This window comes from Nocardioides panzhihuensis (assembly GCF_013408335.1).
GTDB lineage: Bacteria > Actinomycetota > Actinomycetes > Propionibacteriales > Nocardioidaceae > Nocardioides > Nocardioides panzhihuensis.
The window spans coordinates 4,283,801-4,309,164 of the sequence record NZ_JACBZR010000001.1; the positions used below are offsets into that span (position 1 = coordinate 4,283,801).

Genomic DNA, 25,364 nt, shown 5'->3' on the forward strand with positions numbered 1-25,364 from the left:
AATCGTTTCTGTCTGTCTGGGCCGGCCCACATGGCCGGAAGCAGCCAAACTCATTGCAGAGTGATGTGACGCACGCCATACTGCTTGAACCGTTTCAATTACTCGCCCCCAGGAGTCGCTGTGCGCAGACGCATCGCCGGGTCGTTAACGACCTGTCTCGCGGTCATCCTCGTCCCTACCGTGTCACCGCCGATGGCCGGCGCGGCGCAGCCGCTCGCGCAGGAGGCCGCTGGCTCACGCCCCGTGGTCGATGAGCTGCGCACCAACGCGCTGGTCGATCCGCTCGGCATCCCGACGACCGCCCCGAAGCTCGGGTGGCAGCTCGACGCCGACCGTCGCGGCGTGACGCAGAAGGCCTACCAGATCCGGGTCGCCTCCACGAAGGAGAAGCTCACCTCGCCCGACGTGTGGGAGAGCACGAAGGTGAAGTCCAGCCAGTCGGTCGACGTCACGTACGCCGGGCCGGCCCTGAAGCCTCGTACGGACTATGCCTGGGCCGTGCGAGTATGGGACGACAAGGGTGCTCCGTCCGCCTGGAGCGAGCCGGCGACCTTCGCCACCGGACTCGGCGACCAGGCCTGGACCGCCGACTGGATCGGCCCGGAGACACCCGAGCTGGGTGCGGAGTGGACCGACTACACGATCGAGTTCACCGCCTCCGACATCAAGGGTGCCCTCGGCGTCTACTTCCGTGGCCAGGACACGGAGAACGCCTACATGTGGCAGCTCAGCGAGACCGACGATGCGCTCCGACCGCACGTGAAGCGCAACGGCGGATACTCGGTGCTCTCCTCGAAGCCCGTCCCCGGCGGCTTCGACTTCGCCGCCGAGCACGACTACGCGATCAACGTCGCGGGCGACACGATTACCACCACCATCGACGGCCAGCAGCTCGATAGGCGCACCGACGCCAGCTTCTCGAAGCCCGGCGTCCTGGGTTTCCGCGCACACGGCGCGGAGTCCGGCGTGGTCCAGGACGTGACCGTCACGAGTGCTGACGGGACGGTCCTCGTGGACACCGACTTCCCGGCCGACGACCACACCTTCAGCGCAGGCACCGTCACCGCCGACGGTCTCCGCGTCGACGGCTCCGGCGGCGAGGCCTGGCTGAGGCGCGACGACGCGCTGCCTCTGCTGCGCAAGGAGGCCGACCTGGGCGACAAGAAGATCACCCGCGCCCGCATCTACGCCTCCGCACGCGGTGTCTACGAGCTGCGCCTCAACGGCGAGCGGGTCGGCGACGCCGAGCTCGCGCCCGGCTGGACGGCGTACGACAAGCGCATCGACTACCAGACCTACGACGTGACCGACCAGGTCACCTCGGGCGAGAACGTGCTCGGGGCCGAGATCGCCCCGGGCTGGTACACCGGCAAGGTCGCGATGTTCGGCACCGATGTCTACGGCACCGACAACTCCCTGATCGCCGAGCTCGTCGTCGACTACGACGACGGCACCAGCGAGGTCATCCGCACCGACGACACCTGGCGTACGACCGGCGGGCCGACCCGCGAGTCCGACATGCTCGACGGCGAGTGGTACGACGCCCGCCGCGCCGCCACGGTCGACGGCTGGGACGAGGCCGGATACGACGACGAGGACTGGGCCGCGACCGCGGTGCGGGACGAGCCGACCGACGTGCTCGAGCCGCAGACGACCGTCGACGTACGCGTCACCGAAGAGCTCGAGACCGCCGAGCGGATCGAGTCACCGACCGACGGTGTCCACCTCTACGACCTCGGCCAGAACATGGTCGGGCACGTCCGGATCAAGATGCAGGGCAAGAAGGGCCAGACGGTCAAGATCCGTCACGGCGAGGTGCTCAACCCGGACGGCACTCTCTACACCGCCAACCTGCGCTCCGCGAAGGCGACCGACACCTACACCTTCGGCTCCGACGACCCGGAGACGTTCGAACCGTCCTTCACCTTCCACGGCTTCCGCTACATCGAGGTCTCGGGCGTGGAGGAGGCGCCCGACGCCGACGACATCGTGGGCGTCGTGGTCGGCACCGACGGTGACCTCACCAGCACCTTGGACACCAGCTCCGACATGGTCGACCAGCTGCAGAGCAACATCGTCTGGGGCATGCGCGGCAACTTCCTCTCCATCCCGACCGACACCCCGGCGCGCGACGAGCGGATGGGCTGGACCGGCGACATCAACGTGTTCGCCCGGACGGCGGTCTACAACATGGACTCCGAGTCGTTCCTGACCAAGTGGCTGCAGGACCTCCGCGACACCCAGCGCCCGAACGGCTCGCTGCCCGGCGTCGCCCCGGTCGTCCCGGGTCGCTTCGACGGCGGCTACGAGTCGGCGGGATGGATGGACGCCGGCGTGCACGTGCCCTGGACCCTGTGGCAGGCGTACGGCGACACCGGAGTCATCACGGAGAACTACGACATGATGAAGCGGTACGTCGACTTCCTCGACGCCGACTCCACCGGCCACATCCGGTCCGCCGGCGGCTACCTCGACTGGCTCAACCTCGATGACCCGACGCCCGCGGACGTCTTGGACACGGCGTTCGTCGCGAAGAGCACGCGTGAGTTCGCGCAGATGGCGAAGGCCGTCGGCCGGGACGGCGACGCCGCGGCCTACCAGGCTCGCTACGAAGCGATCCGGGCGGCCTATCAGAAGGCCTTCATCGGCGCGGACGGCTCGGTCAAGGGCGACAGCCAGACGGCGTACATCCTCACCCTGACCAACGACCTCGAGCCCGAGGACCGCCGCGACGCGGTCTATGAGCAGTTCGTGCAGACGCTCGAACGGCGTGACTACCACCTCTCCACCGGCTTCCTCGGTGTCGACGGACTGCTGCCGGCGCTGACCAAGGCCGGTCGAACCGACATCGCCTACAAGCTGCTGCAGCACCAGGACTACCCGTCGTGGGGGTATGAGATCGGCAAGGGCGCGACCACGATCTGGGAGCGCTGGAACTCGATCAACCCGGACGGCAGCTTCAACGACGTCGGCATGAACTCCTTCAACCACTACGCCTACGGCGCGGTCGGTGAATGGATGTACCGCACCATGGCCGGGGTCTCGGAGGCCGCTCCGGGCTACCGCAAGGTGAGGATCGCGCCCGAGCCGGGCGAGGGCGTCGACCACGTCGACTACAGCCTCGAGACCCCGTACGGCACGGTGAAGAGCGCCTGGGCCACCGACGACGGGCCGATGACCCTGGACGTCACCGTTCCCGCGAACACGACCGCCGAGGTGCGAATCCCGGCCGCCAACCGGTGGGCGGTGACCGAGGGCGGCTCGCCGATCGAGAACTCGAAGCACGTCGAGTTCGTCCGCTACGACGAGGACGTGGTCGTCTTGGAGGTCGGCTCCGGCAGCTACAGCTTCGCGGTCGCGCCGACGCTCGGTGATCTCGGTGCCGCCCGGGCCGAGGCCTCCGCGACAGCTGAGGACGTCTCCGCGCTGCCCCTGAAGGGCGCCGGCGGCAAAGCGGCCAAGCGCGACCTCGCTAATCGGACCGAGACGCTGCGCGACCAGATCGACGCGGCCTGGGAACTCGAGGCCGGTGACGCCGGTGCGCAGGACGTCGCCGAGGCGGTCCATCTCGGGCTCGCAGCGGCCGCGAGCCTGGACACCTCGATCCGGATGTATACGGACAACGGTTTGCTCACCGAGGCCACCGCGGCCGAGCTGCGCGATCGGCTGACGGCGGTCGAGAAGAGCCTCTCGCGCGCGTCGGCACGGTTGGTCGGCGCGGTCACCACCTTGCAGCTCCCGGCCGAGGAGGTTCTCCCCGGCGACGTCGTCGAGATGTCGGTGCGCGTCGACAACACCGGCAAGCAGCCGCTGAGCGACGTGGTCTCCTCGCTCGACCTACCGGAAGGCTGGACGGCGAAGCCGGTCGGCACACCCGCCGACGAGGTGCCCGCCGAAGAGCAGGTCGCGCACGTCTTCGAGGTCAAGGTGCCCGATGACACCGCGGTCGGACCCGTGGACCTGACCGGCGAGGTGTCCTACACCCGCTCGGGCGGGACCGCCGTGCTTCCTGTCGGAGGCACCCTGATGGTCGGGTCCGCGGTGGAGATCACCGCGACCTCGAGCGCCCCGGCGGCGGTCGACGGCGGCCAGACTGCAACCGTCACCGCCGTGCTGCACAACCGCAGCGGCGTCACCCAGCGTGGCGAGGTGTCGCTGACCGTCCCGACCGGCTGGACGACCGAGCCGGTCGGCTACGAGATCTCGGCAGGACAGGACGCCGAGATCGACGTCGAGGTCGTCGTGCCGCAGAACGTCGTGGCCGGCCCCGCGGCGCTGACCGTCGCGACCGGAGCTACGCCCATGGAGCAAGCGACGGCCACCGTGACCGTCGGGCTCGCGACGCCGCCGGGCGAATCGACCGACCACGTCGACCTGGGCAACGCGAGCTCGGAGACCGCTCACGGGCTGACGGCCTCCGAACGGTCAGGGTCGAGCCAGGAGGCCGGGCTGACCCGCCGGTACACGCACTCCTCCTACCCCGGGGGATGGTTCGAGTTCGACGCCGAGGTGCCGACGGACCGACCGTTCGTGGTCCGCATCGTCGAGACGTTCGACGGCGCGAGGCGCAAGACCTACGACGTCACGCTGGACGGTCAGGTCGCGCACAGCGTCGACCTGAGCCGCTCCGTCGGAGGACAGGGCACGATGACCCACCAGTTCCTGGTGGAGCCCTCGGACCTGACCGCCGACGGCTCCGCGCGGATCCGGTTCCAGGACACCGGCGGCGACTACGACCCGTCGGTCGCCGACGTGTGGGTGGTGCCGACACGATGAGGCCCGGCCGTCCAGGCACGGCCTGACCGAGCATCCCTCCGGCTCCGAGATCTCAGCCCAGCGCTGCGACTCGGAGCCGGTGGGGTGGTGGACAGTTCTGCACCCACTGGTCCCGGCACTCCTGGCACAGCAGGTAGGTGTGGGTGCAGCGATCGTCAGGACAGAGCACGGTGACGGCGTAGGCCGCCACCTCCCCGCAAGGCTCCACGTCGCTGTCCGGGCTGCCGCAGCTGCACTCGCAAGCCGGCCGCTCGGTGAACTCCTCCTCGAGCCGGTCGATCTCCTCGTCGATGGTCGCACTGATGGTCATGACATCTCCTCCGTCTGGATCGGATGTCGTCCTCAGCTCCACCTAAGCAGAGACCACCGACAGTTCTGCCTCGTGGATCTCCGTCTCGAACGCGAGATCGGGCCGGGAGCCGCCGACCGGAGACAGCTGCACCACGACACCCGTCAGCACGTCCAACGCCACCTCGTACGCCTCGGGGTAGACCGTCCCCGCAGGCGGCTCCCAACCCGGCTCGTCATCGCCGTACTCAGCCCAGTCGGTGACCCGGGACCACAGCAGCGGGCAACACCCGCACCGCGGCTCGTACCCAGCCTCTGGCACGGCCCTCGCCCACCAGGTCTCCCGGCCCGCTCGCAGTCCTGAGCGCAGCTCACTCAGCGTCACGTCTGCCGACAGCTCCTCGGGATCGAGCATCGACACGAACCAGTAGGTGTTCCACATCGGGTCGTCGATGTCGTGGGTGTAGGCCCTCGGCCGGCTCGCGACGAGACCATCGGCGCGCAGGACCGGCGCCGGCGCCGGATCCGTCGTCGCTGCGTCGTCGATGACACGGTCCCCCGAGCCGTCACGCACCCGGAGGCGGCCGGGCCTACGCAGCCAGCATTCGACGTCACCGTACGACTGCGTGCGCCATGTGAAGTGCAGGCTCGAGAAGCGCCACGGCGACGAGCGAGCGAGCGCACGGAACGTGTCCTCGGTCAGCGGAACCTCAGGACCCATCCGGCTCGTCCTCGTCCAGCCAGCGGCCGTTGCGCATCAGGTGGCGGCCGTCGAGCTCGTTCGACTCGCGCCACGCCTGGACCTTCGCCGGCCGGACCCGGATCAGGCTGTCCGCCCACGTGCTCGGATCCCCGCCCTGCTTCTCGGCATAGATCTCGAGCACCTTCTTCGGCGTACGGTCCATCGGCCCGACCTCGGCACGACCGTCGATGATCACCACGTCCCGCAGCTCACCGAGCGCCAGGCGCACGACCGGGGAGGCCGTCAGGTTGCCCTGCGTACGCGCCCCGCCCATGCTCGCGATCCAGATCTCGCCCTCCCACCACACGAACGAGATCGGCACCAGCCACGGCTGGTCCTCGTGTGCCGACGCGATCCACAGGTCGACATCGTTCTCCAGACGGGCGCGGGTGTCAGCGAGTCTCTGAGCCAGGGAGCGAGGGTCAGCCATGTCCGCACCCTAGCCGCCGCCCCTGCGGGACGAACCATCATTTCCAGACGGTCTCCTGCCAGGATGAGTGCGTGGAGACCTGGGAGTTCGAGGCAGAGCTGTGGCCGTGGAAGGGCGATACCGACGCCTGGATGTTCGTGACCGCTCCGCCCGAGGTCACCGAGGACATCCGGGAGGCGTCGATCGCGATCGGCCCGCCCCGTGGCTTCGGATCGGTGAAGGTCGAGGCGCGGATCGGGACGACCCTCTGGAGGACCTCGGTCTTCCCTGGCCAGGACGGCTACGCACTGCCGATCAAGAAGGACGTACGCCGCCGGGAGGATCTCCAGGTGGGCGACCGCGCTGTCGTCTCGATCTCCCTCGTCTGACTCCCGCCCGGCCGGCGAAAACCCCGCGCGCGGTCGGCCACCGGCGTGGTTGGCTCGGTCCGATGAGCGAACCCATGCACGACGACGAGCTGACGATCGACGAGGACCTGGTGCGCTCCCTGCTGGGACGGGACCTGGCGGCGTACGCCGACCTTCCCCTCCGCCCGTTGACCTCGACCGGATCGACCAACCGGCTCTTCCGCCTGGGTGAGGATCGGCTCGTACGCCTCCCCCGCCAGCCGAACGGGTCAGCCGCGATCACGCAGGAAGCACGCTGGCTTCCCGGCCTCGCGGCCGAGCTCCCGGTGTCGACGCCCGAGGTGCTGACGGTCGGTGAACCCGGCTTCGGTTACCCCGAGCGCTGGAGTGTCGTGCGCTGGATCGACGGCGAGAAGCCGCGCCCCGGCGGCGGGGACGTGACCGCCGCGGATCTCGCCGAGGTCGTGACCGGGCTGCGCCGGACCGAGGTCCCGCCGGAGGCTCTCGCCGACCCCGAGCTGCGGTGGTACCGCGGCAAGCCGATCGCCGCCTTCGACAACGACTTCCGGTCTTGGCTCCAGCAGTGCCGCGAGCTCACCGATCTCGATCTGGACCTGGACGCGGTCGCGAGCATCTGGAAAGAGGCGATGGCGCTGCCGTTGGTCTTGCCCGAGCCGCGCTGGCTCCACGGTGATCTGCTTGCGGAGAACCTCCTCTCTCGCGACGGCAGCCTCGTCGCCGTACTCGACTTCGGTGCCCTCTCCGTCGGCGACCCGACCGTCGACCTGATCTGCGCCTGGGAGCTGCTCGACGGTGACGGACGCGAGGAGTTCCGGACGATCCTTGGTCTCGACGATGACACCTGGCTCCGTGCGCGTGCGTGGGCGCTGTTCATCGCCGTGATGACGTTCCCGTATTACTGGAAGACGATGCCTGTACGTTGCGCCGATCGGCTTGTGATGGCTCGGGCTGTGGTGGGTGGCTGAGGATCGGTCCGGATCTCGCTGGCCGCCTCCGTGTGGGTCGGCTGGATGTGTGTCCGTTTGGTCTCGTGTCTGGTTCCAGCACGGGTGGGGCCAATACGTTGTCTGGGTTGGGAGATTTAGAAGCAGGGTGTCTGGGCGGGTGCCATTTACCTGTCTTGCGGGCTTCCAGCAGCGGTCTGGGTTGGGTTTGGGATACCTGTCCCTGACTGGGTTCTCGACCTTTTTTCTTCCAGGTTCCGCGTGCTTCCAATCACATAATATGTTATGGTGGGGGTAGGCGTGAACGTGAAGGCCGACCACCTCGACAGAGGCGTGCCTCTCCGCCCGGCAGACAACGGGCGTGGGGTATTCCAGGGGATCCAGGGGCGTGAGCGCTGAGCTGCGAGGGTAAGTAATAGCCCGTGATTGGCGGGCCTCCGGGACCAGCGAACCAAGTAGGGATTCTGCATCAGCAGGAAGCCCTTTGAGTTCGTACGTCGGGAGGTGATCGCCATGACCACGCTGCAACAGCCACAGCATCCTGTGCTCAAGGCTGTGGTCGCGATCACCGACTCCCTCGATGAGGTCGCGGACGCGAACCCCACGTTCATGGCCACCGACCAGAAGGCTGCCACACTCGTCGAGATCGCCCGGGCGAAGGCGCAGCTGGCTGAGCTCGAGCTACGCGTGATGGCGACTGCTGATGATGTGGCGGCGGACAGCGCTGCTCGTGATGTGGCCGCGTGGCTGCATCACCACACCCACCAACGCCCAGATGCCCTGCGTGCCGACCTGCGGCTCGCGGCCGCGCTGGATCGGACCTATGGCCGGGTCGCTGCGGCGATGCGCGCCGGGGATTGCAACCTCGCCCAAGCCGAGGTGATCGTGGCGGCTCTCGACGAACTGCCGGGCGACCTCGACCCCGAGATCAAGTCCAAAGCCGAACAGGCTCTGGTCGGCTACGCGACCCAGCTCGACCCCGCCCGGCTGCGCCGCCTGGGGCGCCGGATCCTGGATCTCATCGCCCCCGAGATCGCCGAGGCCGAAGAAGCCAAGCGGCTCGCGGCCGAGGAGGCTCACGCCCGCAAGAAGACCCGCCTGGCCATGCGCCGGATCGGGGACGGCACCACCCGCATCTCCGCCGTCATCCCAGATGCGGCCGCGGACCGGCTCGCCACCAACCTCGAAGCCTTCACCTCACCGCGCCGTGATGACGGCACCCGCACCGAGACCGGCGACTACCTGCCCTATGACCGCAGGCTCGGACGAGCGTTCTGCCAGATGCTCGAGACCCTCGACCCGACTCGGCTCCCGATCCACGGCGGGGACGCGACCACGGTGATCGTGACCATCGAACTCGACCAGCTCCGCAAAGACGCCGGCATCGGCCAGATCGTGGGCGGCAGCCCGATCACCGCGGCCGAAGCCAGGCGCCTGGCCTGCACCGCGAACATCGTCCCCGCCGTGCTCGGCGGTGCCTCCGAGGTTCTCGACCTCGGCCGCAAGGAACGCTTCTTCACCGCCGCGCAACGCCGAGCTCTCCTGCTCAGGTCAGCGACCTGTGAAGCCGAAGGCTGCGACATCCCCGGCACCTGGGCCGAAGCCCACCACTGGCTCGCCTGGGCACAAGGCGGGGCAACTGATCTTGAGAACGCAGCCTTGCTCTGCAGCCATCACCACCACCGCGCACACGACCCCGCCTACCTCCATGAACGCCTACCCAACGGCGACATCCGCTTCACCAGACGAACGTAGAGGCTGCCGGATCTCAGCCCGATGGCCGCGATGCCAGCATGCACACTGACAGCTTCCGTTCGACCGAAGGACTGAACGTGCCCGAACGACCTGAGATCGTCTGCATCTGCGCCATGCGGTTCGTGGAGGAGATGCGTGCGGCGAACCGTGATCTGACCTTCGCCGGCGTCATCGTCCTCGCGCCCGGCGAAGCCGGCGAAGCAAGCGAAGAGATCACCGACGAGCAGAAGTCCTTGCTGGACGCTCTCCATCTGCGCAAGATCGACCTGGCCGACCGGGTTCTGGTGGCCAACCCGGGTGGTTACATCGGGGATTCCACGAGCAGGGAGATCGCCTATGCCCGCGCCACCGGCAAGCCGGTCTCGTTCACGGATCCCGGCCTGCTCGAGTCGCGCTAGCCGCGGCCCTTGAGCCGGGAGCGGAGGACGAGCCGGGAGGCCGGGCCGAGGTTCTCGATGACCTCGACGAGCGCGCCGAGCTGCTCCAGTGAGGAGAAGGCCGAGTCGGCGCCGGGGCGGTCGACGCCGTCGTACATGAGCAGGCCGATGAATGCTGCGCTGATCGCGCGCGAGAGGCCGGGGGCGTCCACGACGTCCTCGACCGGGCTTCCCTTCAACGCACGTGCGACCGCGGCCTCGATCTCGCCGTTCCACTGACCCAACGCGTAGCGCGCCGTCTCCGCCAGCGTCTCGTCCCGCTGCGCGCCGGCCAGGAGCTGGGCCATCACCGTGATGTTGCCCGCGGCCCGCTCCCGCTCATGGAGACCCCGGCCGAGCTCCAGCAGCTCGCTCAGCGAGGCCACCTCCGCGAACTCGTCCCGGTAGGACGCCGCCGCCTCGTCCGACGTCGCCCGGCACGCCTGGTCGACGAGGTCCGTGACGGTGCCGAAGTGGTAGAAGACCAGCGCCTGGTTGACGTCCGCGCGGGTCGCTATCGCCCGCGCCGAGAGCCCCGCGATGCCGTCCTCCTTGAGCAGGTCGGTCACCGCCGACATCAGCTTGGCCTTGGTGGGGTTCATTCTGCGGCGGGCTCCTTGGTGACGAGCAGGTTGTAGCCGATCAGGACGAGACCGAGTATGCCGCCACCGACGAAGCCTACGAACGCGCAGAGCAGGGCGATCCACGGCCCGGCTTGGTTCCATTCTTCCACCATCACGAATCGAGCTGCCGACACAAGCGTTCCCGCCACCGCAAAGTAGACGAAGGTCTCAGGAGTACGCAGCGCCCGGATCCGCACGCCACGAGTGACCGCACGGCCGAAGAGCCCCGTGAGCAGACCGGCAATGGCAGTCAGGCCGGCGAAGATGGCGAGGTCCCCTGACGGATCCAGGCTCGCCCCCGAGAACATGACCTTGCTGAGCAGCAGAAACGCCAGCACCGCCGCAACGACCGCGGGCCAGATCCGGTCAGCGACCACCGACGTCGGAACCAGCGACACAGGCGCCACCAGCACCGCAAAGGGCAGTCCCATGATCGCGCCCATGCCGACTCCGAGCACTCCGCCGAAGACCGTGCCGACGACAGGAACGAGAAGCGTCCCGAAGACACCGCCCGTCACCAACCCCAGCACCACACCGAACAGCCATGCCCGCAGGAACGCCCAGAAACAGATCCACACCCGACCAGCCACGTACGCCTCCCGGAAACCGAATTGAGCAATTGCTCAAATTGAGCCTAGCGCAGGTATTGAGCGATCGCTCAAATAGCCCTATGGTCGATCTCATGAAGATCGTCATCCCCGGCGGAACCGGCCAGGTCGGAGGCATCCTGCGGCGCGCCTGGAGCACTCGAGGACATGAGGTCGTGGTGCTCTCGCGCCACCCCGAACAGCTCGAGGAAGGCGTACGCCATCAGGTCTGGGACGGCCGGACGATCGGTCCCTGGGCGGACGAGATCGATGGTGCGGACGTCGTGGTGAACCTCGCGGGCAGAACGGTCAGCTGCCGCTACACCGACGCCAACCTGAAGCAGATGATGGACTCGCGCGTCGAGTCGACCCGGGTCGTCGGGGAGGCGATCGCGCAGGCGTCGGCTCCCCCGCGCACGTGGCTGCAGATGAGCACCGCGACGATCTACGCCCACCGCTTCGACGCCCCCAACGACGAGGCGACCGGCATCATCGGCGGCGACGAGACCGACACCCCCGCCTACTGGGAGTTCTCGACACGGATCGCCAAGCGCTGGGAGGCCGAGCAGGCCGCGGCGACGACGCCGCACACCCGCAAGGTGGCGCTCCGCTCGGCGATGGTGATGAGCCCTGACAAGGGTGGCGTCCTCGACGTGCTGCTCACCATGGCCCGTCTCGGTCTCGGTGGACCTGTCGCCGGCGGCGACCAGTTCGTCTCGTGGATCCACGAGGCCGACTTCGTACGCGCCTGCGATCTGCTCGTCGAACGCGACGACATCGCCGGACCGGTCAACCTGGCAGCCCCGGCACCATCACCCCAGCGCGACCTGATGCGCACGCTGCGGAAGGAGGCCGGGATGCCGGTCGGGCTGCCCGCGACCCGCTGGATGGCGGAGATCGGAGCGTGGGCGCTGCGTACGGATACCGAGCTGCTCCTCAAGAGCCGCCGGGTCGTCCCGAGACGTCTGCTGGAGGCGGGCTTCGAGTTCGAGTACGCCGACTGGGCCTCCGCCGCCCACGACCTCGTCGGCCGCGCACGGCTGCGGGCACGGCAGGGAGACCGACGGCGGAGAAACCAGTCGCATCGCCCGACCTGATCGGCCACGATGAAGAGGTGACCCGCGCGACCTGGCAGCCCCGCCCCGACGACGCCGAGACCCTGAGACGGTTCTTCGGCCAGGACGGGCGGCTGCTGACGATCCCCTCGAAGCACGTCAAGAAGCTGGTGGTGCTCAACCAGCTCGCGCAGTCCTTCGAGCTGGGGAAGGTCTACTCCGAGAGTGAGGTCAACGAGATCCTGCGAGGCTTCCACGACGACGTCGCCGCGCTGCGTCGCTACCTCTACGAGGAGGGGTTCATGATGCGCGAGGGCGGCTTCTACTGGCGCGACGGCGGCAGCGTCGACATCTGACCCACCACCGCTCTGGGGGATCGGGCATGATCCCCCCATGACGACGCCGGACCAGTCGGGCCAGCAGGTGCCCGGACAGCCGCCCGTAGGGTGGATCGACCTGACCATCCAGGGCAGCCACATGACCTCGAACATGATCGTGCCGACGGTGATGCTCAACGGCCACCAGATGCCGACGCAGTACGGCCGCAACGTCTTCCCGGTGCCACCGGGGCACTGGCAGGTCGACATGTACACCCAGTGGACCTGGAAGTTCGGCAAGGCGTCGCTCGGCTTCGACGTCGCCGAGGGCCACACCGTTCCGGTCTTCTACGCCGCGCCGGCCACAACGTTCCAGAAGGGCGCGATCGGGCACGTCAAGCAGAAGAAGCCCGGCGTGCTCGCGCTGGTCGCTGTGCTGGTCGTGGTGCTGCTCGTCATCGTGGGGATCGTGGCGCTGACGATCTGATCGGACGGGGTCGTGGGGGTACGCGGTTCGCAGTGAGTTGCGTTCTCACCGATGGTGGCCGAACGGTCACGCCCGGTAGGTCTCGACCCGCTTCGCGGGTTCGCAGGCTCACCCGCTGCGCTCGCTCGACCCTCTCGCGTTTGGCCGGCGCAAGCGCCGGCCAAGGCTCGAGTGTCGGTGGTCCCCGATAGCGTCAGCACTGTGACAACCACCGAACCACGCGGTCGAAGCCAAGCCCGGGGCAACCCACGGGGCTATGCGGTCCTCGACGTCGAGACCACCGGGCTCGACCCCTACCGCGACCGTGTGATCCAGGTGGCGATCCGCCAGATCTCCGCCGACGGCACCGCCGAGTCGGAATGGGAGAGCCTGGTCAATCCCGGTGCCGGCGTCGACCCGGGGCCGGTCGAGGTGCACGGCCTGACCAGCGCCGATCTCGCCGACGCCCCGCCCTTCCGAGACGTCGCCGCCACGATCGCCGAGCGTCTTGCCGGCCGCGTCTTCGTCGCCCACAACGCTGCGTTCGACTGGGCGTTCGTCGCCGTGGAGTCCGACCGTGCGGGCGTACGGCTCGAGGTCCTGGAGTGGCTGTGCACGATGAGGTTCGCGAAGGCGCTCGCGCTGGAGGTGCCCGACAAGTCGTTGGCCACGATCGCCGCCTACTACGCGGTCGAGCAGCTGCGGGCGCATGACGCGGGCGACGACACCCGGGTGGCCGCGGAGATCCTGCTGCGCGAGCTGGCCGATGCCGACCGGGTCGGCCTCACGCTGCCCCTGGTGGAGTGCAACGGTGCGCGACACCGGCTGAAGCGGACCGTACGCCGCTGGTTCAGCCGTCTCCGCCGCCCCCGCTACTGAGAGACCTCCCGACATCCGGAACGTTTCCGGCAGAGAATGCAACCGAAGACCCCTGTTCGCACATCAATAGGTCGTCGGCCCGTTCTATCTCGAAGGGCCAAGATCTGGAGCGAGGCGATGAACATGGTCAAGCGGGGAATGATCGCAGGGGCACTCGCCGTCCTGCTGGCAACCGCGTTCACGGCGTGCGCCGCGGAGCCTGCCGCCGCCCCTGAGACGACGGCCTCACCGGCCGCGGTGTCCTCGAACAGCTCCTCGGCCAGCCCCTCGACCTCGCCGAGCGCCACCCCGACACCGACTCCCAGCGCGAAGCCGAAGCCCGAGCCGAAACCGTCCCCGACCTCGGGCCCGCGCCTGCTCGGCCAGACCGACAGCGGCGACGACGTACGTGAGCTGCAGGCGCGCCTGAAGCAGATCGGATGGTTCAACGCGGGCGTGACCGGCTACTACGGCACCGTCACCGCCGAGGCCGTCTCCGGCTTCCAGTGCAAGCGCGGCATCGCGGTCACCGGCTTCGTGGACCAGACCACGCTCGACCGGCTCCACGCGATGACCCGCGAACCGACCGAGGCCGAGCTGATCGACGCCCCGCCACCGGTGCCCACCGGCAAGCTCGATCCGCGCTGCCTGACCGGCCGGGTGATGTGCATCGACAAGTCCACTTCGATGCTGCGCTGGGTCGTCGGCGGCACCGTGCAGCTGAGCGTCGAGGTGCGGTTCGGCTCCCAGGAGCTGCCGACGCGCGAGGGCCGGTTCTCGGTCTTCGCCAAGAGCCGTGACCACGTCTCCTCCATCTACAAGACCCCGATGCCGTTCGCGATGTTCTTCTCCGGCGGCCAGGCGGTCCACTACTCCCCCGACTTCGCCGCCAACGGCTACAACGGCGCCTCCCACGGCTGCGTGAACGTGCGCGACCACGGCGCCATCACCTCGCTCTACGACCAGGTCGGCATCGGCGACGGAGTCGTCATCTACTGGTCCTGAGAACCGCCGTGTCCTGACGTCCGGCCCTCGGGCAGGATTGAGGGGGCGTACGTCCCGCGTCTTAGGCTTGACCCATGAAGGCGCTGCTCCTGGAGAACATCCATCCCGTCGCTGTCGAGAACCTCGAGAGGGCCGGCTTCGAGGTCGAGCTGCGCAGCAAGTCGCTCTCTGAGGACGAGCTGGTGGCCGACCTTCCGGGCGTGACGCTGCTCGGCATCCGGTCCAACACCCACATCACCCCGCGAGTGCTGGACGCGGCCACCGACCTCAAGGCGATCGGCTGCTTCTGCATCGGCACCAACCAGGTCGACCTGGTCGCTGCCGGCGAGCGCGGCGTGGCCGTCTTCAACGCCCCCTACTCCAACACCCGCTCGGTCGTCGAGCTGGTCATCGGCTACATCATCTCCCTGGCGCGCCGACTGCCGGAGAAGACCGAGAAGATGCACGCCGGTGTCTGGGACAAGTCCGCGAAGGGCTCCCACGAGGTCCGCGGCCGCACGCTCGGCATCATCGGCTACGGCAACATCGGCACCCAGCTCTCCAACGTCGCCGAGGCGCTGGGCTTCTACGTCATCTTCTACGACATCGCCGACCGGCTGGCCCACGGCAACGCGCGCCGGATGAAGTCGCTCGACGCGCTCCTGGCCGAGGCCGACGTCGTCTCCATCCACATCGACGGACGCCCCGGCAACCTGGGCATGTTCGGCGAGGAGCAGTTCGCGAAGATGAAGCCGCGCTCGCTGTTCATCAACGCCGCCCGCGGTTTCCTCGTCGACAACGACGCGCTGCGCAAGCACATCGAGTCCGGCCACATCGCCGGCGCCGCGCTCGACGTCTTCCCGATCGAGCCCAAGGCCCAGGGTGACGCCTTCGAGAGCCCGCTGCAGGGCCTCGACAACGTCATCCTGACCCCGCACGTGGGCGGTTCCACGCAGGAGGCCCAGGAGGAGATCGGCTGGTTCGTCTCCGGCAAGCTGGGCGACTTCATCCGCTCCGGTTCGACCGCGCTGAGCGTGAACCTGCCCGCCGTCCAGCCGCCGCCGCTGGGCGCGGGCGCTCGCCTCGCGCTGCTGCACGACAGCGTCCCGGGCGTGCTCGCCGAGCTCAACAACCTGCTCGCCGCCGAGGGCGTCAACGTGACCGGTCAATACCTCGCCACCGCCGGCGAGACCGGCTTCGTGGTCACCGACGTGACCGACGTACCGCCGACGACGCTGGAGAAGATCGCGGGCAACCCGCACACCCGGTGGGTGCGCGCCTACCCGGCCTGACGCTAGCGTTCTGGCCCATGGAGCTCCCTCAACATTGGCCGCTGCCCGAAGCGACCGAACTTCTCGGTGAGATTCTGGCAGCGTACGACGAGCCGACCCGCCGCTATCACGACCGTCGGCACCTCGCCGAGGTGCTGGACCGGATCGAGGAGCTGCGGGACGAGGGTGAGCGCTTCGACCCGTTGACCGTCACCCTGGCGGCGTTCTTCCACGACTCCGTCTACGACGGGGAGCGGGACGCCGAGGAGCGCTCGGCCACCTGGGCCGAGGACGCTCTGGGCGCCTACCTGGGTGCGGACGCGGTCGCCGAGGTCGCCCGCCTGGTGCGACTGACCGAGACCCACGACCCCGCGCCCGACGACCACGGCGGCCGGGTGCTCTCCGATGCCGACCTGGCGATCCTGGCGGCCCCGGCGGATCGGTATGCGGAGTACGTCTCGACGGTTCGCGAGGAGTACCAGCACCTCTCCGACGAGGAGTTCCGCGCCGGCCGCGCCCAGGTCCTGGAGCGGCTCCTCGAGAAGGAGTCGCTCTTCTCCACGCCCTTCGCCCGGATCAGCTGGGAGACCGCCGCCCGGGCCAACCTCGAGGCCGAGACGGAGACGCTCACCACATAACTGTCGCCTGATCAATAACAATTGGTGGCGGATGCCATCTCGGTGACAGAATTCGTCGGTGAGCTTCAAGACCTACGCCGATCTGTGGCGGATTCCCGATGTTCGCCGCATCCTCGTGCTGGGTCTGTTCCTCCGGATCCCGATGCCGGCGTCCGCTGTGATCGTGACCCTCCACGTGGTCGGTCCCCTGGACCGCTCCTACGCCCAGGCCGGCCTGGTCTCGACGGCCCTCGCGATCGCGATGGCGATCTCCGCACCCTGGCTCGGTCGCCTCCTCGACCGCCTCGGCCTGCGGCGTACGCTCCTGCTGCCGCTGGCCGTTCTGCCGATCGCCTGGTCGATCGCCCCCTGGGTCGGCTACTTCCCGCTGCTCGCGCTGGTTGCTGTCGCCGGCCTCTTCACCGTGCCGTCCTTCTCGATCGTGCGCCAGGTGATGCTCCGCTCGGTCGGCCCCGGGCAGCGCACCGCGGCGCTCAGCGCCGACGCGATCATGACCGAGCTCGCCTTCATGGCCGGTCCGGTCCTCGGCGTCCTCGGTGCGAGCTACTTCGGCACGTCATGGGCGTTGCTGATGATCCAGTGGCTCGGCATCGTGGCCGCTGTGCTGCTGTGGCTGCTCAACCCGAGGATCACCGAGGGCGACCCGACCGTCCCGAGCGACGCGGTCCCGAGCGACGCGGTCCCGAGCGACGCGGTCCCGAGCGACACCGGCAGACCGGCTCGCCGCTTCAGGCCACCGTCGTGGCTGAGCCCTGGCGTCGCGCTGCTCCTCGCCGGCACCTTCACCGCCTCGCTCATCCTCATCGCCGAGGACCTCGGCACCGTGGCCGCGATGCGCGACTTCGACCGGACTCCCCTGCTCGGTCTGGTGATGGCGATCTGGGCACTCGGCTCGCTGCTCGGCGCGCTCATCTATGGCGCCCTCAACAGTCACCCGCCGACATCGGTGATGCTCGTCCTGCTGGGCGCGACGACGGTGCTCACCGCGTTCGCCTGGGACCCGATCTCCTTCACCGCCCTGCTCCTGCTCAGCGGCTTCTTCTGCGCACCGACCCTGACCGCGGCGCTCGAGGCGATCACCCGCCACGTCCCCTCGTCCGTACGCGGCGAGGTCATGGGCTGGCACGGCTCGGCCATCACCCTCGGCAGCGCCGTCGGTGCCCCCGCCGCCGGGTTCGCCATCGACCTGATCGGCTGGCCGGGCGGCTTCGTCCTCGGCGGCGGTCTCGGTCTGCTGATCGCGGCGGCCATCTGGCTCACCACCCGCCGGATGTCCAGCCCGGCCGAGACGACCGAGCGAGGTCGAGCGGCGAGCTTGCTCGTCCGCTCGCGCCGAGCGAGGGAGTAACCGCGCGAAGCGCGGAGGCGTCACTCCCGCCGGGCGAGAAGTCACCCGCGCCGGCCGAGTAGTCACAGCCACGCCGCCTCGGCCGACCGCAGTGACGTCTCGGCCGACCGTAGTGACGCCTTGGCTAGCGCGGTCTGCGTGGCTTGCGGCGGCGCAGGCCGGCGGCGAGGAGCGCGGAGACCAGGTCCCGAGAGGTGACCTCGACGGCGCCTGCGGCGACGAGATCGTCGTAGGCCTCGGCCGGGACGTCGTAGTGGTCCCGGTCGAACCCACGGGCGGGGATGCCCAGCCGGCTCGCGAAGGTGTGCAGCTCCTCGTAGGAGGTGTCGCTGGCGAGGTGCGACCACATCCGGCCACGACTGGGGACGTTCGGCGGGTCGATGAGGATCACAAGGAGGATTGTCCGCGATCGTCCGCGATCGCGCATGGCGGCTCCTTGACCGGTCGGCAAGAATGGTCCGTGATGAACACGACAGTGCTGTTCGAGGCTCGGGCGAGGGTGCTCCACGACCTCGATGCCCGGGGGCTCGCCGGCGCGGCCGCCGTCTCCGCCCTCGAGGACGCGATGACCGAGCGCGGCTGGTGGGTGGAGCAGTGGCCGGAGGGCAAGGCGTACGTTGCCGGCCTGGTCGCCCAGGACGTGCAGGACCTGCTCTTCGACGGCGAGGTCTCCGAGCGGTGGCCGGTGTGCACCAGCTGTCCGCCCGAGTCGCCGACACACTCGCTGCACATCACACCCGACCTGGGTGGGCCCGACCCGATCTGGGTCTGCGAAGAAAGCGGCGACGTCGTCGCACCGCTCGGCGATCTCTGAGCCCGACTTCTCGGCGTCAGGACGGCCCGAGCTGCAGGTGCAGCGCGTAGCGGTCTGCTCGGTAGACCGAGCGGCACACCTCGACGTAGCGGTCCCCCGCGACTGATTTCCGCTGCCTGCGAAGCACGGGCACGCCGACGGAGAGGCCGAGCAGCGTGGCCTCCTCGATGTTGGCCACATCGGCGCGGAACGTGTCGTCGACCCACGACGGCCGCAGCCGGCGGCTGGCCAGCTCGGCGTAGAGGCTGGACGGCGCGGCGCGTTCGAGCAGACCGGGCACGATCATCTCGTCGAGATAGACGTCCTCGACGCAGATCGGCACCCCGTCGCCGCGACGGAGGCGACGCCAGTGGATGACGGCCGCGCCTTCCTCGATGGCCAGCGCGCGGGCGATGCTGGGCCCTGCCTTCTCCCGGCCGAGCAGCAGCGTCTCGGAGGATGCCTGCATCCCCCGGCGAGCCATCTCCTCGGTGAAGCCGAGCACCGGACTCGCTGCCCGCGGAGGACGCGCCACGAAGGTGCCCCGGCCCGGGATCCGGACCAGCAGACCGTCGGCGACGAGCGCGTCGAGCGCCTGTCGCACGGTGGCCCGAGCAACGCTGAACTTCTGGACCAGCTCACGCTCTGAGGGAGCCGAAGCGCCCGGGCTCTCGCCGACGACCAGCTCCCGTACGTACTCCCGGATCTGGACGTGCTTGAGGGAACGCTCACCCTCGACCGGCCGGACCATGAGCCGAGCGTAGGTGTACACCTCGCGTACGTCCCGAATTTCGTCAAGTTGTGACACTGCATCGAGATGAGGCGCCTCATCTGCAACGAAGTATCGATGTCCGATGTTCACTAGAACACATGTTCGATCACGAGGTATGCTGCGAAGGTGGACTTCCAGGGAACCCTCTTCGCCCCGACAGACGACGAGACCGCCGAGACGAGCTACGAGCGGATCCAGCTCGACCGCGGAGCCTGGGTGGACATCGCCCGAGGCTGGCTGCCCGATCCCGACGACGTCTTCGCAGCTCTGGTCAACGGCGTCCCGTGGCGCGAGGAGCGCCGCCAGATGTACGACCGCGTCGTCGACGTGCCTCGGCTCCTGCACACCTACCTGCAGGGAGACCCTCTTCCCCACCCACGCCTGGCCGAGGCGCGTGGTCGCCTCACCGCCCACTACCTGCCCGAGCTCGGCGAGCCGTTCGTGACCGCGGGCTGCTGCTACTACCGCGACGGCCACGACTCGGTCGCCTGGCACGGCGACAGGATCGGCCGGGGCCGCGCCAACGACACGATGGTCGCGATCGTCTCCGTCGGCGACCCACGCCGGCTGGCGCTGCGGCCCACCGGCGGCGGCAAGGGCATGAGCATCCAGATGGGCCACGGCGACCTCGTCGTCATGGGCGGCTCCTGCCAGCGCACCTGGGAGCACTCCATCCCCAAGGTCTCCTCCGCAGGCCCCCGGATCTCGGTCCAGTTCCGCCCCCGCAACGTCTTCTGAGAGGTCGCGCGCCTTCTGAGGCGGGGCCCCAGATGCGTTCCGTACGCTGGTAGGAAAGGATGGGACTGACAGCCGACGCCTCTGGAGCCGCCTTGACCACCACCGCACCGCCCCTCGCCCCGCCGTCCGCGGAGGAGATCGCCAGGGCGAAGGAGATCGTCGGGCGGATCAGCACCGCCTTCAGCAGCCGTGTGGTCGGCCAGGAGCGGCTCAGGACAGCGCTCCTGATCGCGCTCCTCTCCGAGGGTCACGTCCTGCTCGAGAGCGTCCCCGGGCTCGCCAAGACGCTGGCCGCGGCGACGCTGTCGCAGACGGTCGAGGCGAAGTTCTCCAGGATCCAGTGCACTCCCGACCTGCTGCCGAGCGACATCATCGGCACCCAGGTCTACGACCAGCGCAACCACGAGTTCGAGACCCAGCTCGGCCCGGTGCACGCCAACTTCGTGCTGCTCGACGAGATCAACCGCTCCTCCGCCAAGACCCAGAGCGCCATGCTCGAGGCGATGCAGGAGCGCCAGACCAGCATCGCGGGCCACATCCACCCGCTGCCGCGCCCGTTCATGGTGCTCGCCACACAGAACCCGATCGAGGAGGAGGGCACCTACGTCCTCCCCCACGCGCAGATGGACCGGTTCCTGCTCAAGGAGATCGTCAACTATCCCAGCGACGGCGAGGAGCTCGTCGTCCTGGAGCGCATCGAGGCCGGCACTCTCGGACCCGACCACGAGGTGACCCGCCCGGTCGCCGACCCCGACGACGTGATCTGGCTCCAAGAGCTCGCCAAGCGGGTCTACGTCGACCCCGCGATCAAGCGCTACATCGTCGCCCTCGTCCAGTCCACCCGCAACGCCTCCCAGCTTCTCGGGCCGGAGACCGGTTCCTACGTCGAGATCGGGGCGTCCCCGCGTGCCTCGATCGCGTTCCTGCAGGCGTCGCGCGCGGCGGCGCTGCTGCTCGGCCGCTCCTACGTCACGCCCGAGGACGTGCGCGAGCTGCGCCACAGCATCCTGCGCCACCGGCTCCATCTCAGCTTCGAGGCGCTGGCCGAGAAGGTCCAGCCCGAGATGCTGGTCGACGCGCTGGTCCGCGCTGTCCCTAGCCCCTGAGTGGCACAGCCATGGCGACCTACCTTCCCCGGATCCGCACGCGGCTGATGATCCACGCCCACCGGAAGGTGGTGGGCCTGCTGGACGGGGAGTACGCCAGCATCCAGACCGGGCGCAGCATGGACTTCCACGACCTGCGGGAGTACGTCCCCGGGGACGACGTGAAGGACATCGACTGGAAGGCGACGGCCCGTTCGCGGAGCCTGCTGGTCAAGCGGTTCACCGCAGAACGCCAGCATCTGGTGCTGCTGGCGATCTCCACGGGCCGGAGCATGGCGGCCCAGGCGACCGGCACCACGACCAAGCGCGACATCGCCGTCTTCACCGCCGGCCTGGTCGGCTGGCTGGGCGTTCGTCACGGCGACAAGGTCGCGGTCGCCTACGGCGACTCGGCGACCCAGAAGCTCACCAAGCCCGCCGACACCGAGGTCGCGCTCGAGCGCGCGCTGGGGCAGGCCCACGATGCGATCACCCCTGATGCCGCCGAGGCGGACATCGTCGCGGTCCTGCGCCACATCGCCACCAACGTACGCCGCCGGGCGATCCTGCTCGTGGTCACCGACGAGCACTCGGTCAGCGACGAGATGGCCGCGATCCTTCGTCGCCTCACCGTCCAGCACGAGGTCCTGATCGCCGGTATCGACGACCTCGACCCCACCACCGCCGTGGCGGGCGGTGCGCCGACGGTCGACATCGACACCACCTCCGCCCTGCCGGGATGGCTCAGCGGTGACGCGGTCCTCCAGGCGCAGTACGCCGAGCTGGCCGCCGCCGAGGAGCACGGCCTGCGCAGCATCCTGGACCGCCTGGGCATCGCCTACCAGCGGGTGCAGGACGACGCCACCGCCATCGGCGCGGTCTTCCACCTCCTGGAGAGGCACCGGCATGCGCGCCGGTAGCCTCCCGGAGGAGTTCCAGCAGCCCATCGCCCACTCGGGCTGGTGGCTGGTGCTCACGCTCGCGCTGCTCGCCGCGGTGGCCCTCTACTACCTCGCGGTCATCCTGCTGACCCGCGAGCGCCCGCCGGTGGTCGAGGTCGAGACGCCCTGGGTCCCCGAGCCTCGTGACCTGCGCGCCGAGCACCTGGCCGAGATCGACCGGATCGAGCGGGCCGTGCACCGCGGCGACGTACCCGCTCGGGTCGGCCACCAGCACCTGAGCCGCACGGTGCGCGACTACGTCGCCGAGGTCAGCCAGATCCCGGCGGACAAGATGGTCCTCGCCGACCTGAAGGCGACCGTACGCAGCGACCCCCGCACCCGTCCCCTGGCGATGGCGGTCGAGGTGATGTACCCGCCCGCATTCGCCTCCGAGGAGGAGGGCAAGGCGGCCGAACGTCTCCCCGAGGCGCTGGACCGGGCCCGCCAGGTGGTGACGACATGGACCTGAAGTGGCCCGTCGTCGGCGTGATCGTGCTGGCCGTCACGGTCGTCGCGGTCGCGGCGGTCGTCGTCCTCGCCGCCCGGGTGCACCGCCGCCCGACCGACGCGGTGCTCGTCGCCCACACCGCGCGACTCAGGCGTCTCCCCCGGTTCCGCGAGCTCGCGACCCAGCAGCGCTGGCTCTCCTGGTGGCAGACCGCCGGGATCGTGCTCGCGGTCATCGGGTGCATCTGGCTGATCGCCCGTCCGCAGGCCACCGACATCACCCAGAACCGCTACTCGACCCGCGACATCGTGCTCTGTCTGGACGCCTCGACCTCGATGTTCGACGAGGACACCCAGGTCACCCAGGCCTACTCCGAGCTCGTCTCCGGCCTCAACGGCGAACGGGTCAGCCTGGTCCTGTGGAGCGACGCCGCGGTCACGGTCTTCCCGCTCACCGACGACTACGGCTGGGTGCAGGACGAGCTGGCCCGAGCCGGCCGCGCCTTCGCCCTCGGCGACCAGGAGTACGTCGCCGGCACCTACCTCGGCAAAGAGCGGGCGAGCCTGATCAGCGACGGGATCGTCTCCTGCGTCAAGCGCTTCGACCTGACCAACTCCGAGCGCGGCCGGGCGGTCATCATCGCCTCCGACAACGACCCGCAGGGTGGCCCACCGGTCTACACGCTGCCCGAGGCCACCGAGTTCGCCAAGGAACGCGACGTCCAGCTCTACGGCATCGGCTCCGCCGACCTCAGCTTCCAGGAGGACAAGCGGGCCACCTTCGACAAGGCCATGACCGACACCGGCGGCACCTTCTCGCTGCTCGGTGACGACGGCTCCATCGACTCGATCCTGGCAGGCATCGACCGGCTCTCGGCGGACGAGGTCGTCGAGCCGCCGAAGTATCAGGTCCGCGACGCTCCAGGCTGGCCGATCGTTCTGATCGTGTTCGGCGTTCTCATGCTGGCTGCTGGATGGGTCTATGCCCTCGTCCGCTCCGGCCGGCTGTCCCCGGGATCCCGGCCCACGCCGCCGGCGGGCCCGCCGCCTCAGCAGACTCGGCCACCGAGCGAGGTGGGTCGATGAGTATCCGGAAATGGCAGATACTCACGCTCGTACGCCGCGTGCTGATCGTCCTGCTCACCGTCGTCGTCCTGGTGCGACCGAGCTGGGGCGCGGCCCCGGCGGAGATGCGTACGGCCGATCTCGACGTCATCGTCGTGGTCGACCGGACGCGGTCGATGGTCGCCGAGGACGGCCCCGGTGGCGAGGCCCGGGTGACGCAGCTCAAGAAGGACCTCAAGGCGCTCTCGGCGGCGCTGCCCTCGGTGCGCTTCGGAGCGATCACCTTCGGGGGCGAGGTCGTGCGCACCGAGATGCCGTTCACCTACGACACGACCGCATTCGAGGCCTGGGTCGACGGGCTCTACGCCGAGCGTGCCTTCGACGGGTCCGGGTCGATGGTGGATGCTCCGCTCGAAGAGCTCGTCGAGACGCTGGAGCGCGACCAGGAGCGCTTCCCCGAGCGGCGCCGGATCGTGGTGTTCGCCTCCGACGGCGAGAACACCCGCACGGGCGTGGACCAGCAGTCGTTCAGCGAGGTCGACGACCTCTCGGCCGGCGGCGTGGTGCTCGGCTACGGCACCGAGGAGGGCGGCCGGATGCCCTGGGACGACGAGCGTCCCCAGGACGGCTATCTCAAGGACGGCGAGGGCCAGGACGCCCGCTCCCGGATCGACCTGGCGAACCTGCGCGAGATCGCAGGTCAGATGGGTCTTCAGACGCTTCACCGGACGACGAAGGAGACCGCAGAGGTCGCCACCGAGGCCTCCACCTGGGACTCCGAGATGCTCACCGAGAAGACCTCCGCCGGCGGCGAGGTCTCGCGGGCCTGGATCTTCGGCTTCCCCCTGCTGGCACTGTTGCTGTGGGAGCTGTGGGGCCACCGTCGTCGCGGACACGAGGCCGAGGAGGTGCTTTCGTGACCCTTACTGAGACACCTGTCGACTCGACCGAGCCGCAAGGACCGATGCGGACCCCTCGCGAGCAGGTGCGGCGCGCGCTGCTGCTGGCCGGGATCCTGCCCGTGGTGCTCGGGCTCGCCTTCCTGGCGAAGGTGATGATGATGGGCCACCACGACCGAGGTGGTCGCGACGCCTGGGACGCGCGGGACGCCGCGACCGCGATGGAGCACTACTCGGCCAACCGTGACCTCAACTTCCTGCAGCCGTGGATCGCCCACTTCGACGCCGGCAACGCGGCCTTCCTGCTCGGCGAGAACGCCCGCGCGGTCGCCTACTACCGCGACGCCCTGGAGCGGGTGCCCGAGGAGCACGAGTGCACCGTCCGTATCAACATGTCGCTGACCCAGGAGGCGATCGGCGACCGTGCCCGGGACACCGGCGACCAGCCCGGGGCGAAGGCCGCGTACGAGGCGGCGCTGACCACGCTGCGGGAGGGCGACTGCCCCACCGACGCAGGTCAGGGTCCCGAGCAGTCCCAGCAGGGCGATTCCGTGGAGGAGCGCCTGAAGGAGAAGCTGGTCCCGAAGGTCCCGATCAGGCCCAACGATCAGGACGAGCAGCCCGAGCAGCCGCAGAAGCAGGACGAGAAGGAGGACAAGCTCGACCAGCGCAACGGCGCCGGTGAGGAGTACCGGCGCGACGACGCCGACCTCGACGACTACGGCGGGTTCAGCGACGAGCCCCAGTGGTGAGGCTCG

General features: G+C 69.1%; 28 protein-coding genes. 21 read left to right on the plus strand and 7 right to left on the minus strand.

From position 1 onward, the window contains the following. The first annotated feature begins 120 nt into the window (after positions 1-120). On the plus strand, positions 121-4,776 hold the full coding sequence (locus BJ988_RS20330) for a family 78 glycoside hydrolase catalytic domain (protein ID WP_343051704.1): 4,656 nt from the start codon (positions 121-123) through the stop codon (positions 4,774-4,776). Between the two features lie 52 nt (positions 4,777-4,828). On the opposite strand, the gene BJ988_RS20335 is transcribed toward BJ988_RS20330, so the two are convergent. Genes BJ988_RS20335 through BJ988_RS20345 form a run of 3 tightly spaced genes read right to left on the minus strand, consistent with a single transcriptional unit; the run spans position 4,829 to position 6,236 of the window. After that, positions 4,829-5,086, minus strand: coding sequence for a hypothetical protein (locus tag BJ988_RS20335; RefSeq protein WP_179659732.1), 258 nt, complete (start codon positions 5,084-5,086; stop codon positions 4,829-4,831). Between the two features lie 42 nt (positions 5,087-5,128). Continuing rightward, positions 5,129-5,785: a hypothetical protein gene (locus BJ988_RS20340; protein ID WP_179659733.1), complete on the minus strand. Its 657-nt coding sequence runs from the start codon at positions 5,783-5,785 to the stop codon at positions 5,129-5,131. Continuing rightward, the gene (locus BJ988_RS20345) at positions 5,775-6,236 is read right to left on the minus strand and encodes a pyridoxamine 5'-phosphate oxidase family protein (protein ID WP_179659734.1); all 462 of its coding nucleotides are present in this window, start codon (positions 6,234-6,236) and stop codon (positions 5,775-5,777) included. The genes BJ988_RS20340 and BJ988_RS20345 overlap by 11 nt, the downstream gene beginning before the upstream one ends. A gap of 71 nt (positions 6,237-6,307) precedes the next feature. Here BJ988_RS20345 and BJ988_RS20350 point away from each other — a divergent pair, with 71 nt between their 5' ends. The 4 genes from BJ988_RS20350 (at position 6,308) to BJ988_RS20365 (ending at position 9,701) form a co-directional block, all read left to right on the plus strand. Continuing rightward, the gene (locus BJ988_RS20350) at positions 6,308-6,604 is read left to right on the plus strand and encodes a DUF1905 domain-containing protein (RefSeq protein ID WP_179659735.1); all 297 of its coding nucleotides are present in this window, start codon (positions 6,308-6,310) and stop codon (positions 6,602-6,604) included. A 62-nt stretch (positions 6,605-6,666) separates the two neighbouring features. Continuing rightward, entirely contained in the window at positions 6,667-7,569 is a 903-nt protein-coding gene (locus BJ988_RS20355; RefSeq protein WP_179659736.1) for an aminoglycoside phosphotransferase family protein, read from the plus strand. A gap of 492 nt (positions 7,570-8,061) precedes the next feature. Continuing rightward, the gene (locus BJ988_RS20360) at positions 8,062-9,303 is read left to right on the plus strand and encodes an HNH endonuclease signature motif containing protein (protein ID WP_179659737.1); all 1,242 of its coding nucleotides are present in this window, start codon (positions 8,062-8,064) and stop codon (positions 9,301-9,303) included. A 77-nt stretch (positions 9,304-9,380) separates the two neighbouring features. Further along, positions 9,381-9,701: a hypothetical protein gene (locus tag BJ988_RS20365; RefSeq protein ID WP_179659738.1), complete on the plus strand. Its 321-nt coding sequence runs from the start codon at positions 9,381-9,383 to the stop codon at positions 9,699-9,701. Here the strand turns inward: BJ988_RS20365 and BJ988_RS20370 are convergent. Then, positions 9,698-10,321 carry a TetR/AcrR family transcriptional regulator gene (locus BJ988_RS20370; protein WP_179659739.1) on the minus strand — a complete coding sequence of 208 codons (624 nt, stop codon included), beginning with the start codon at positions 10,319-10,321 and terminating at the stop codon, positions 9,698-9,700. The two genes, BJ988_RS20365 and BJ988_RS20370, sit on opposite strands and share 4 nt — an antisense overlap. After that, positions 10,318-10,932: a hypothetical protein gene (locus tag BJ988_RS20375; protein ID WP_179659740.1), complete on the minus strand. Its 615-nt coding sequence runs from the start codon at positions 10,930-10,932 to the stop codon at positions 10,318-10,320. Before BJ988_RS20375 ends, BJ988_RS20370 begins: the two co-directional genes overlap by 4 nt. A 92-nt stretch (positions 10,933-11,024) precedes the next feature. Between BJ988_RS20375 and BJ988_RS20380 the strand changes: the two genes are divergently transcribed. From BJ988_RS20380 to BJ988_RS20415, 8 genes are all read left to right on the plus strand, one after another. Continuing rightward, on the plus strand, positions 11,025-12,026 hold the full coding sequence (locus tag BJ988_RS20380) for a TIGR01777 family oxidoreductase (RefSeq protein ID WP_179659741.1): 1,002 nt from the start codon (positions 11,025-11,027) through the stop codon (positions 12,024-12,026). A 17-nt stretch (positions 12,027-12,043) separates the two neighbouring features. Continuing rightward, the gene (locus tag BJ988_RS20385) at positions 12,044-12,340 is read left to right on the plus strand and encodes a DUF2087 domain-containing protein (RefSeq protein WP_179659742.1); all 297 of its coding nucleotides are present in this window, start codon (positions 12,044-12,046) and stop codon (positions 12,338-12,340) included. Positions 12,341-12,377: 37 nt separating this feature from the next. After that, on the plus strand, positions 12,378-12,788 hold the full coding sequence (locus tag BJ988_RS20390; RefSeq protein WP_179659743.1) for a hypothetical protein: 411 nt from the start codon (positions 12,378-12,380) through the stop codon (positions 12,786-12,788). A gap of 201 nt (positions 12,789-12,989) precedes the next feature. Continuing rightward, the gene (locus BJ988_RS20395; RefSeq protein ID WP_179659744.1) at positions 12,990-13,646 is read left to right on the plus strand and encodes an exonuclease domain-containing protein; all 657 of its coding nucleotides are present in this window, start codon (positions 12,990-12,992) and stop codon (positions 13,644-13,646) included. A gap of 117 nt (positions 13,647-13,763) precedes the next feature. After that, the gene (locus tag BJ988_RS20400; protein ID WP_179659745.1) at positions 13,764-14,630 is read left to right on the plus strand and encodes a L,D-transpeptidase family protein; all 867 of its coding nucleotides are present in this window, start codon (positions 13,764-13,766) and stop codon (positions 14,628-14,630) included. 74 nt (positions 14,631-14,704) lie between these two features. Continuing rightward, positions 14,705-15,901: a phosphoglycerate dehydrogenase gene (serA, locus tag BJ988_RS20405; RefSeq protein WP_179659746.1), complete on the plus strand. Its 1,197-nt coding sequence runs from the start codon at positions 14,705-14,707 to the stop codon at positions 15,899-15,901. Positions 15,902-15,918: 17 nt separating this feature from the next. Then, positions 15,919-16,518, plus strand: a complete 600-nt coding sequence (locus tag BJ988_RS20410; RefSeq protein ID WP_218861001.1) for an HD domain-containing protein — start codon at positions 15,919-15,921, stop codon at positions 16,516-16,518. Positions 16,519-16,576: 58 nt separating this feature from the next. Next, a complete protein-coding gene (locus BJ988_RS20415; RefSeq protein WP_179659748.1) occupies positions 16,577-17,866 on the plus strand; it encodes an MFS transporter in 1,290 nt (429 codons plus the stop codon). Positions 17,867-17,990: 124 nt separating this feature from the next. On the opposite strand, the gene BJ988_RS20420 is transcribed toward BJ988_RS20415, so the two are convergent. Continuing rightward, positions 17,991-18,257 carry a DUF4031 domain-containing protein gene (locus BJ988_RS20420; RefSeq protein ID WP_343051705.1) on the minus strand — a complete coding sequence of 89 codons (267 nt, stop codon included), beginning with the start codon at positions 18,255-18,257 and terminating at the stop codon, positions 17,991-17,993. A gap of 72 nt (positions 18,258-18,329) precedes the next feature. Between BJ988_RS20420 and BJ988_RS20425 the strand changes: the two genes are divergently transcribed. After that, positions 18,330-18,680, plus strand: a complete 351-nt coding sequence (locus tag BJ988_RS20425) for a hypothetical protein (RefSeq protein ID WP_179659750.1) — start codon at positions 18,330-18,332, stop codon at positions 18,678-18,680. Between the two features lie 16 nt (positions 18,681-18,696). On the opposite strand, the gene BJ988_RS20430 is transcribed toward BJ988_RS20425, so the two are convergent. Then, positions 18,697-19,410, minus strand: a complete 714-nt coding sequence (locus BJ988_RS20430; protein WP_218861002.1) for a GntR family transcriptional regulator — start codon at positions 19,408-19,410, stop codon at positions 18,697-18,699. Positions 19,411-19,557: 147 nt separating this feature from the next. Between BJ988_RS20430 and BJ988_RS20435 the strand changes: the two genes are divergently transcribed. From BJ988_RS20435 to BJ988_RS20465, 7 genes are all read left to right on the plus strand, one after another. Beyond that, positions 19,558-20,169: an alpha-ketoglutarate-dependent dioxygenase AlkB gene (locus BJ988_RS20435; RefSeq protein ID WP_179659752.1), complete on the plus strand. Its 612-nt coding sequence runs from the start codon at positions 19,558-19,560 to the stop codon at positions 20,167-20,169. Between the two features lie 92 nt (positions 20,170-20,261). Continuing rightward, complete coding sequence (locus tag BJ988_RS20440) at positions 20,262-21,275, plus strand: AAA family ATPase (RefSeq protein ID WP_179659753.1); 1,014 nt, start codon at positions 20,262-20,264, stop codon at positions 21,273-21,275. Between the two features lie 11 nt (positions 21,276-21,286). Then, positions 21,287-22,174: a DUF58 domain-containing protein gene (locus BJ988_RS20445; protein WP_179659754.1), complete on the plus strand. Its 888-nt coding sequence runs from the start codon at positions 21,287-21,289 to the stop codon at positions 22,172-22,174. Then, on the plus strand, positions 22,161-22,664 hold the full coding sequence (locus tag BJ988_RS20450; RefSeq protein ID WP_179659755.1) for a hypothetical protein: 504 nt from the start codon (positions 22,161-22,163) through the stop codon (positions 22,662-22,664). The genes BJ988_RS20445 and BJ988_RS20450 overlap by 14 nt, the downstream gene beginning before the upstream one ends. Then, complete coding sequence (locus BJ988_RS20455; protein ID WP_179659756.1) at positions 22,655-23,728, plus strand: VWA domain-containing protein; 1,074 nt, start codon at positions 22,655-22,657, stop codon at positions 23,726-23,728. The genes BJ988_RS20450 and BJ988_RS20455 overlap by 10 nt, the downstream gene beginning before the upstream one ends. Beyond that, positions 23,725-24,627, plus strand: coding sequence for a vWA domain-containing protein (locus tag BJ988_RS20460; RefSeq protein ID WP_179659757.1), 903 nt, complete (start codon positions 23,725-23,727; stop codon positions 24,625-24,627). The genes BJ988_RS20455 and BJ988_RS20460 overlap by 4 nt, the downstream gene beginning before the upstream one ends. Continuing rightward, positions 24,624-25,358 carry a tetratricopeptide repeat protein gene (locus BJ988_RS20465; RefSeq protein ID WP_179659758.1) on the plus strand — a complete coding sequence of 245 codons (735 nt, stop codon included), beginning with the start codon at positions 24,624-24,626 and terminating at the stop codon, positions 25,356-25,358. The genes BJ988_RS20460 and BJ988_RS20465 overlap by 4 nt, the downstream gene beginning before the upstream one ends. Positions 25,359-25,364 lie beyond the last annotated feature (6 nt).

Excerpts from the sequence above, each read along its gene's own strand:
- BJ988_RS20335 (WP_179659732.1), bottom strand. The coding sequence starts at position 5,086 with ATGACCATCAGTGCGACCATCGACGAGGAGATCGACCGGCTCGAGGAG.
- BJ988_RS20340 (WP_179659733.1), bottom strand. The coding sequence starts at position 5,785 with ATGGGTCCTGAGGTTCCGCTGACCGAGGACACGTTCCGTGCGCTCGCT.
- BJ988_RS20345 (WP_179659734.1), bottom strand. The coding sequence starts at position 6,236 with ATGGCTGACCCTCGCTCCCTGGCTCAGAGACTCGCTGACACCCGCGCC.
- BJ988_RS20355 (WP_179659736.1), top strand. The coding sequence starts at position 6,667 with ATGAGCGAACCCATGCACGACGACGAGCTGACGATCGACGAGGACCTG.
- BJ988_RS20360 (WP_179659737.1), top strand. The coding sequence starts at position 8,062 with ATGACCACGCTGCAACAGCCACAGCATCCTGTGCTCAAGGCTGTGGTC.
- BJ988_RS20370 (WP_179659739.1), bottom strand. The coding sequence starts at position 10,321 with ATGAACCCCACCAAGGCCAAGCTGATGTCGGCGGTGACCGACCTGCTC.
- BJ988_RS20380 (WP_179659741.1), top strand. The coding sequence starts at position 11,025 with ATGAAGATCGTCATCCCCGGCGGAACCGGCCAGGTCGGAGGCATCCTG.
- BJ988_RS20390 (WP_179659743.1), top strand. The coding sequence starts at position 12,378 with ATGACGACGCCGGACCAGTCGGGCCAGCAGGTGCCCGGACAGCCGCCC.
- BJ988_RS20400 (WP_179659745.1), top strand. The coding sequence starts at position 13,764 with ATGAACATGGTCAAGCGGGGAATGATCGCAGGGGCACTCGCCGTCCTG.
- serA (WP_179659746.1), top strand. The coding sequence starts at position 14,705 with ATGAAGGCGCTGCTCCTGGAGAACATCCATCCCGTCGCTGTCGAGAAC.
- BJ988_RS20410 (WP_218861001.1), top strand. The coding sequence starts at position 15,919 with ATGGAGCTCCCTCAACATTGGCCGCTGCCCGAAGCGACCGAACTTCTC.
- BJ988_RS20425 (WP_179659750.1), top strand. The coding sequence starts at position 18,330 with ATGAACACGACAGTGCTGTTCGAGGCTCGGGCGAGGGTGCTCCACGAC.
- BJ988_RS20430 (WP_218861002.1), bottom strand. The coding sequence starts at position 19,410 with ATGGTCCGGCCGGTCGAGGGTGAGCGTTCCCTCAAGCACGTCCAGATC.
- BJ988_RS20445 (WP_179659754.1), top strand. The coding sequence starts at position 21,287 with ATGGCGACCTACCTTCCCCGGATCCGCACGCGGCTGATGATCCACGCC.
- BJ988_RS20450 (WP_179659755.1), top strand. The coding sequence starts at position 22,161 with ATGCGCGCCGGTAGCCTCCCGGAGGAGTTCCAGCAGCCCATCGCCCAC.
- BJ988_RS20455 (WP_179659756.1), top strand. The coding sequence starts at position 22,655 with ATGGACCTGAAGTGGCCCGTCGTCGGCGTGATCGTGCTGGCCGTCACG.
- BJ988_RS20460 (WP_179659757.1), top strand. The coding sequence starts at position 23,725 with ATGAGTATCCGGAAATGGCAGATACTCACGCTCGTACGCCGCGTGCTG.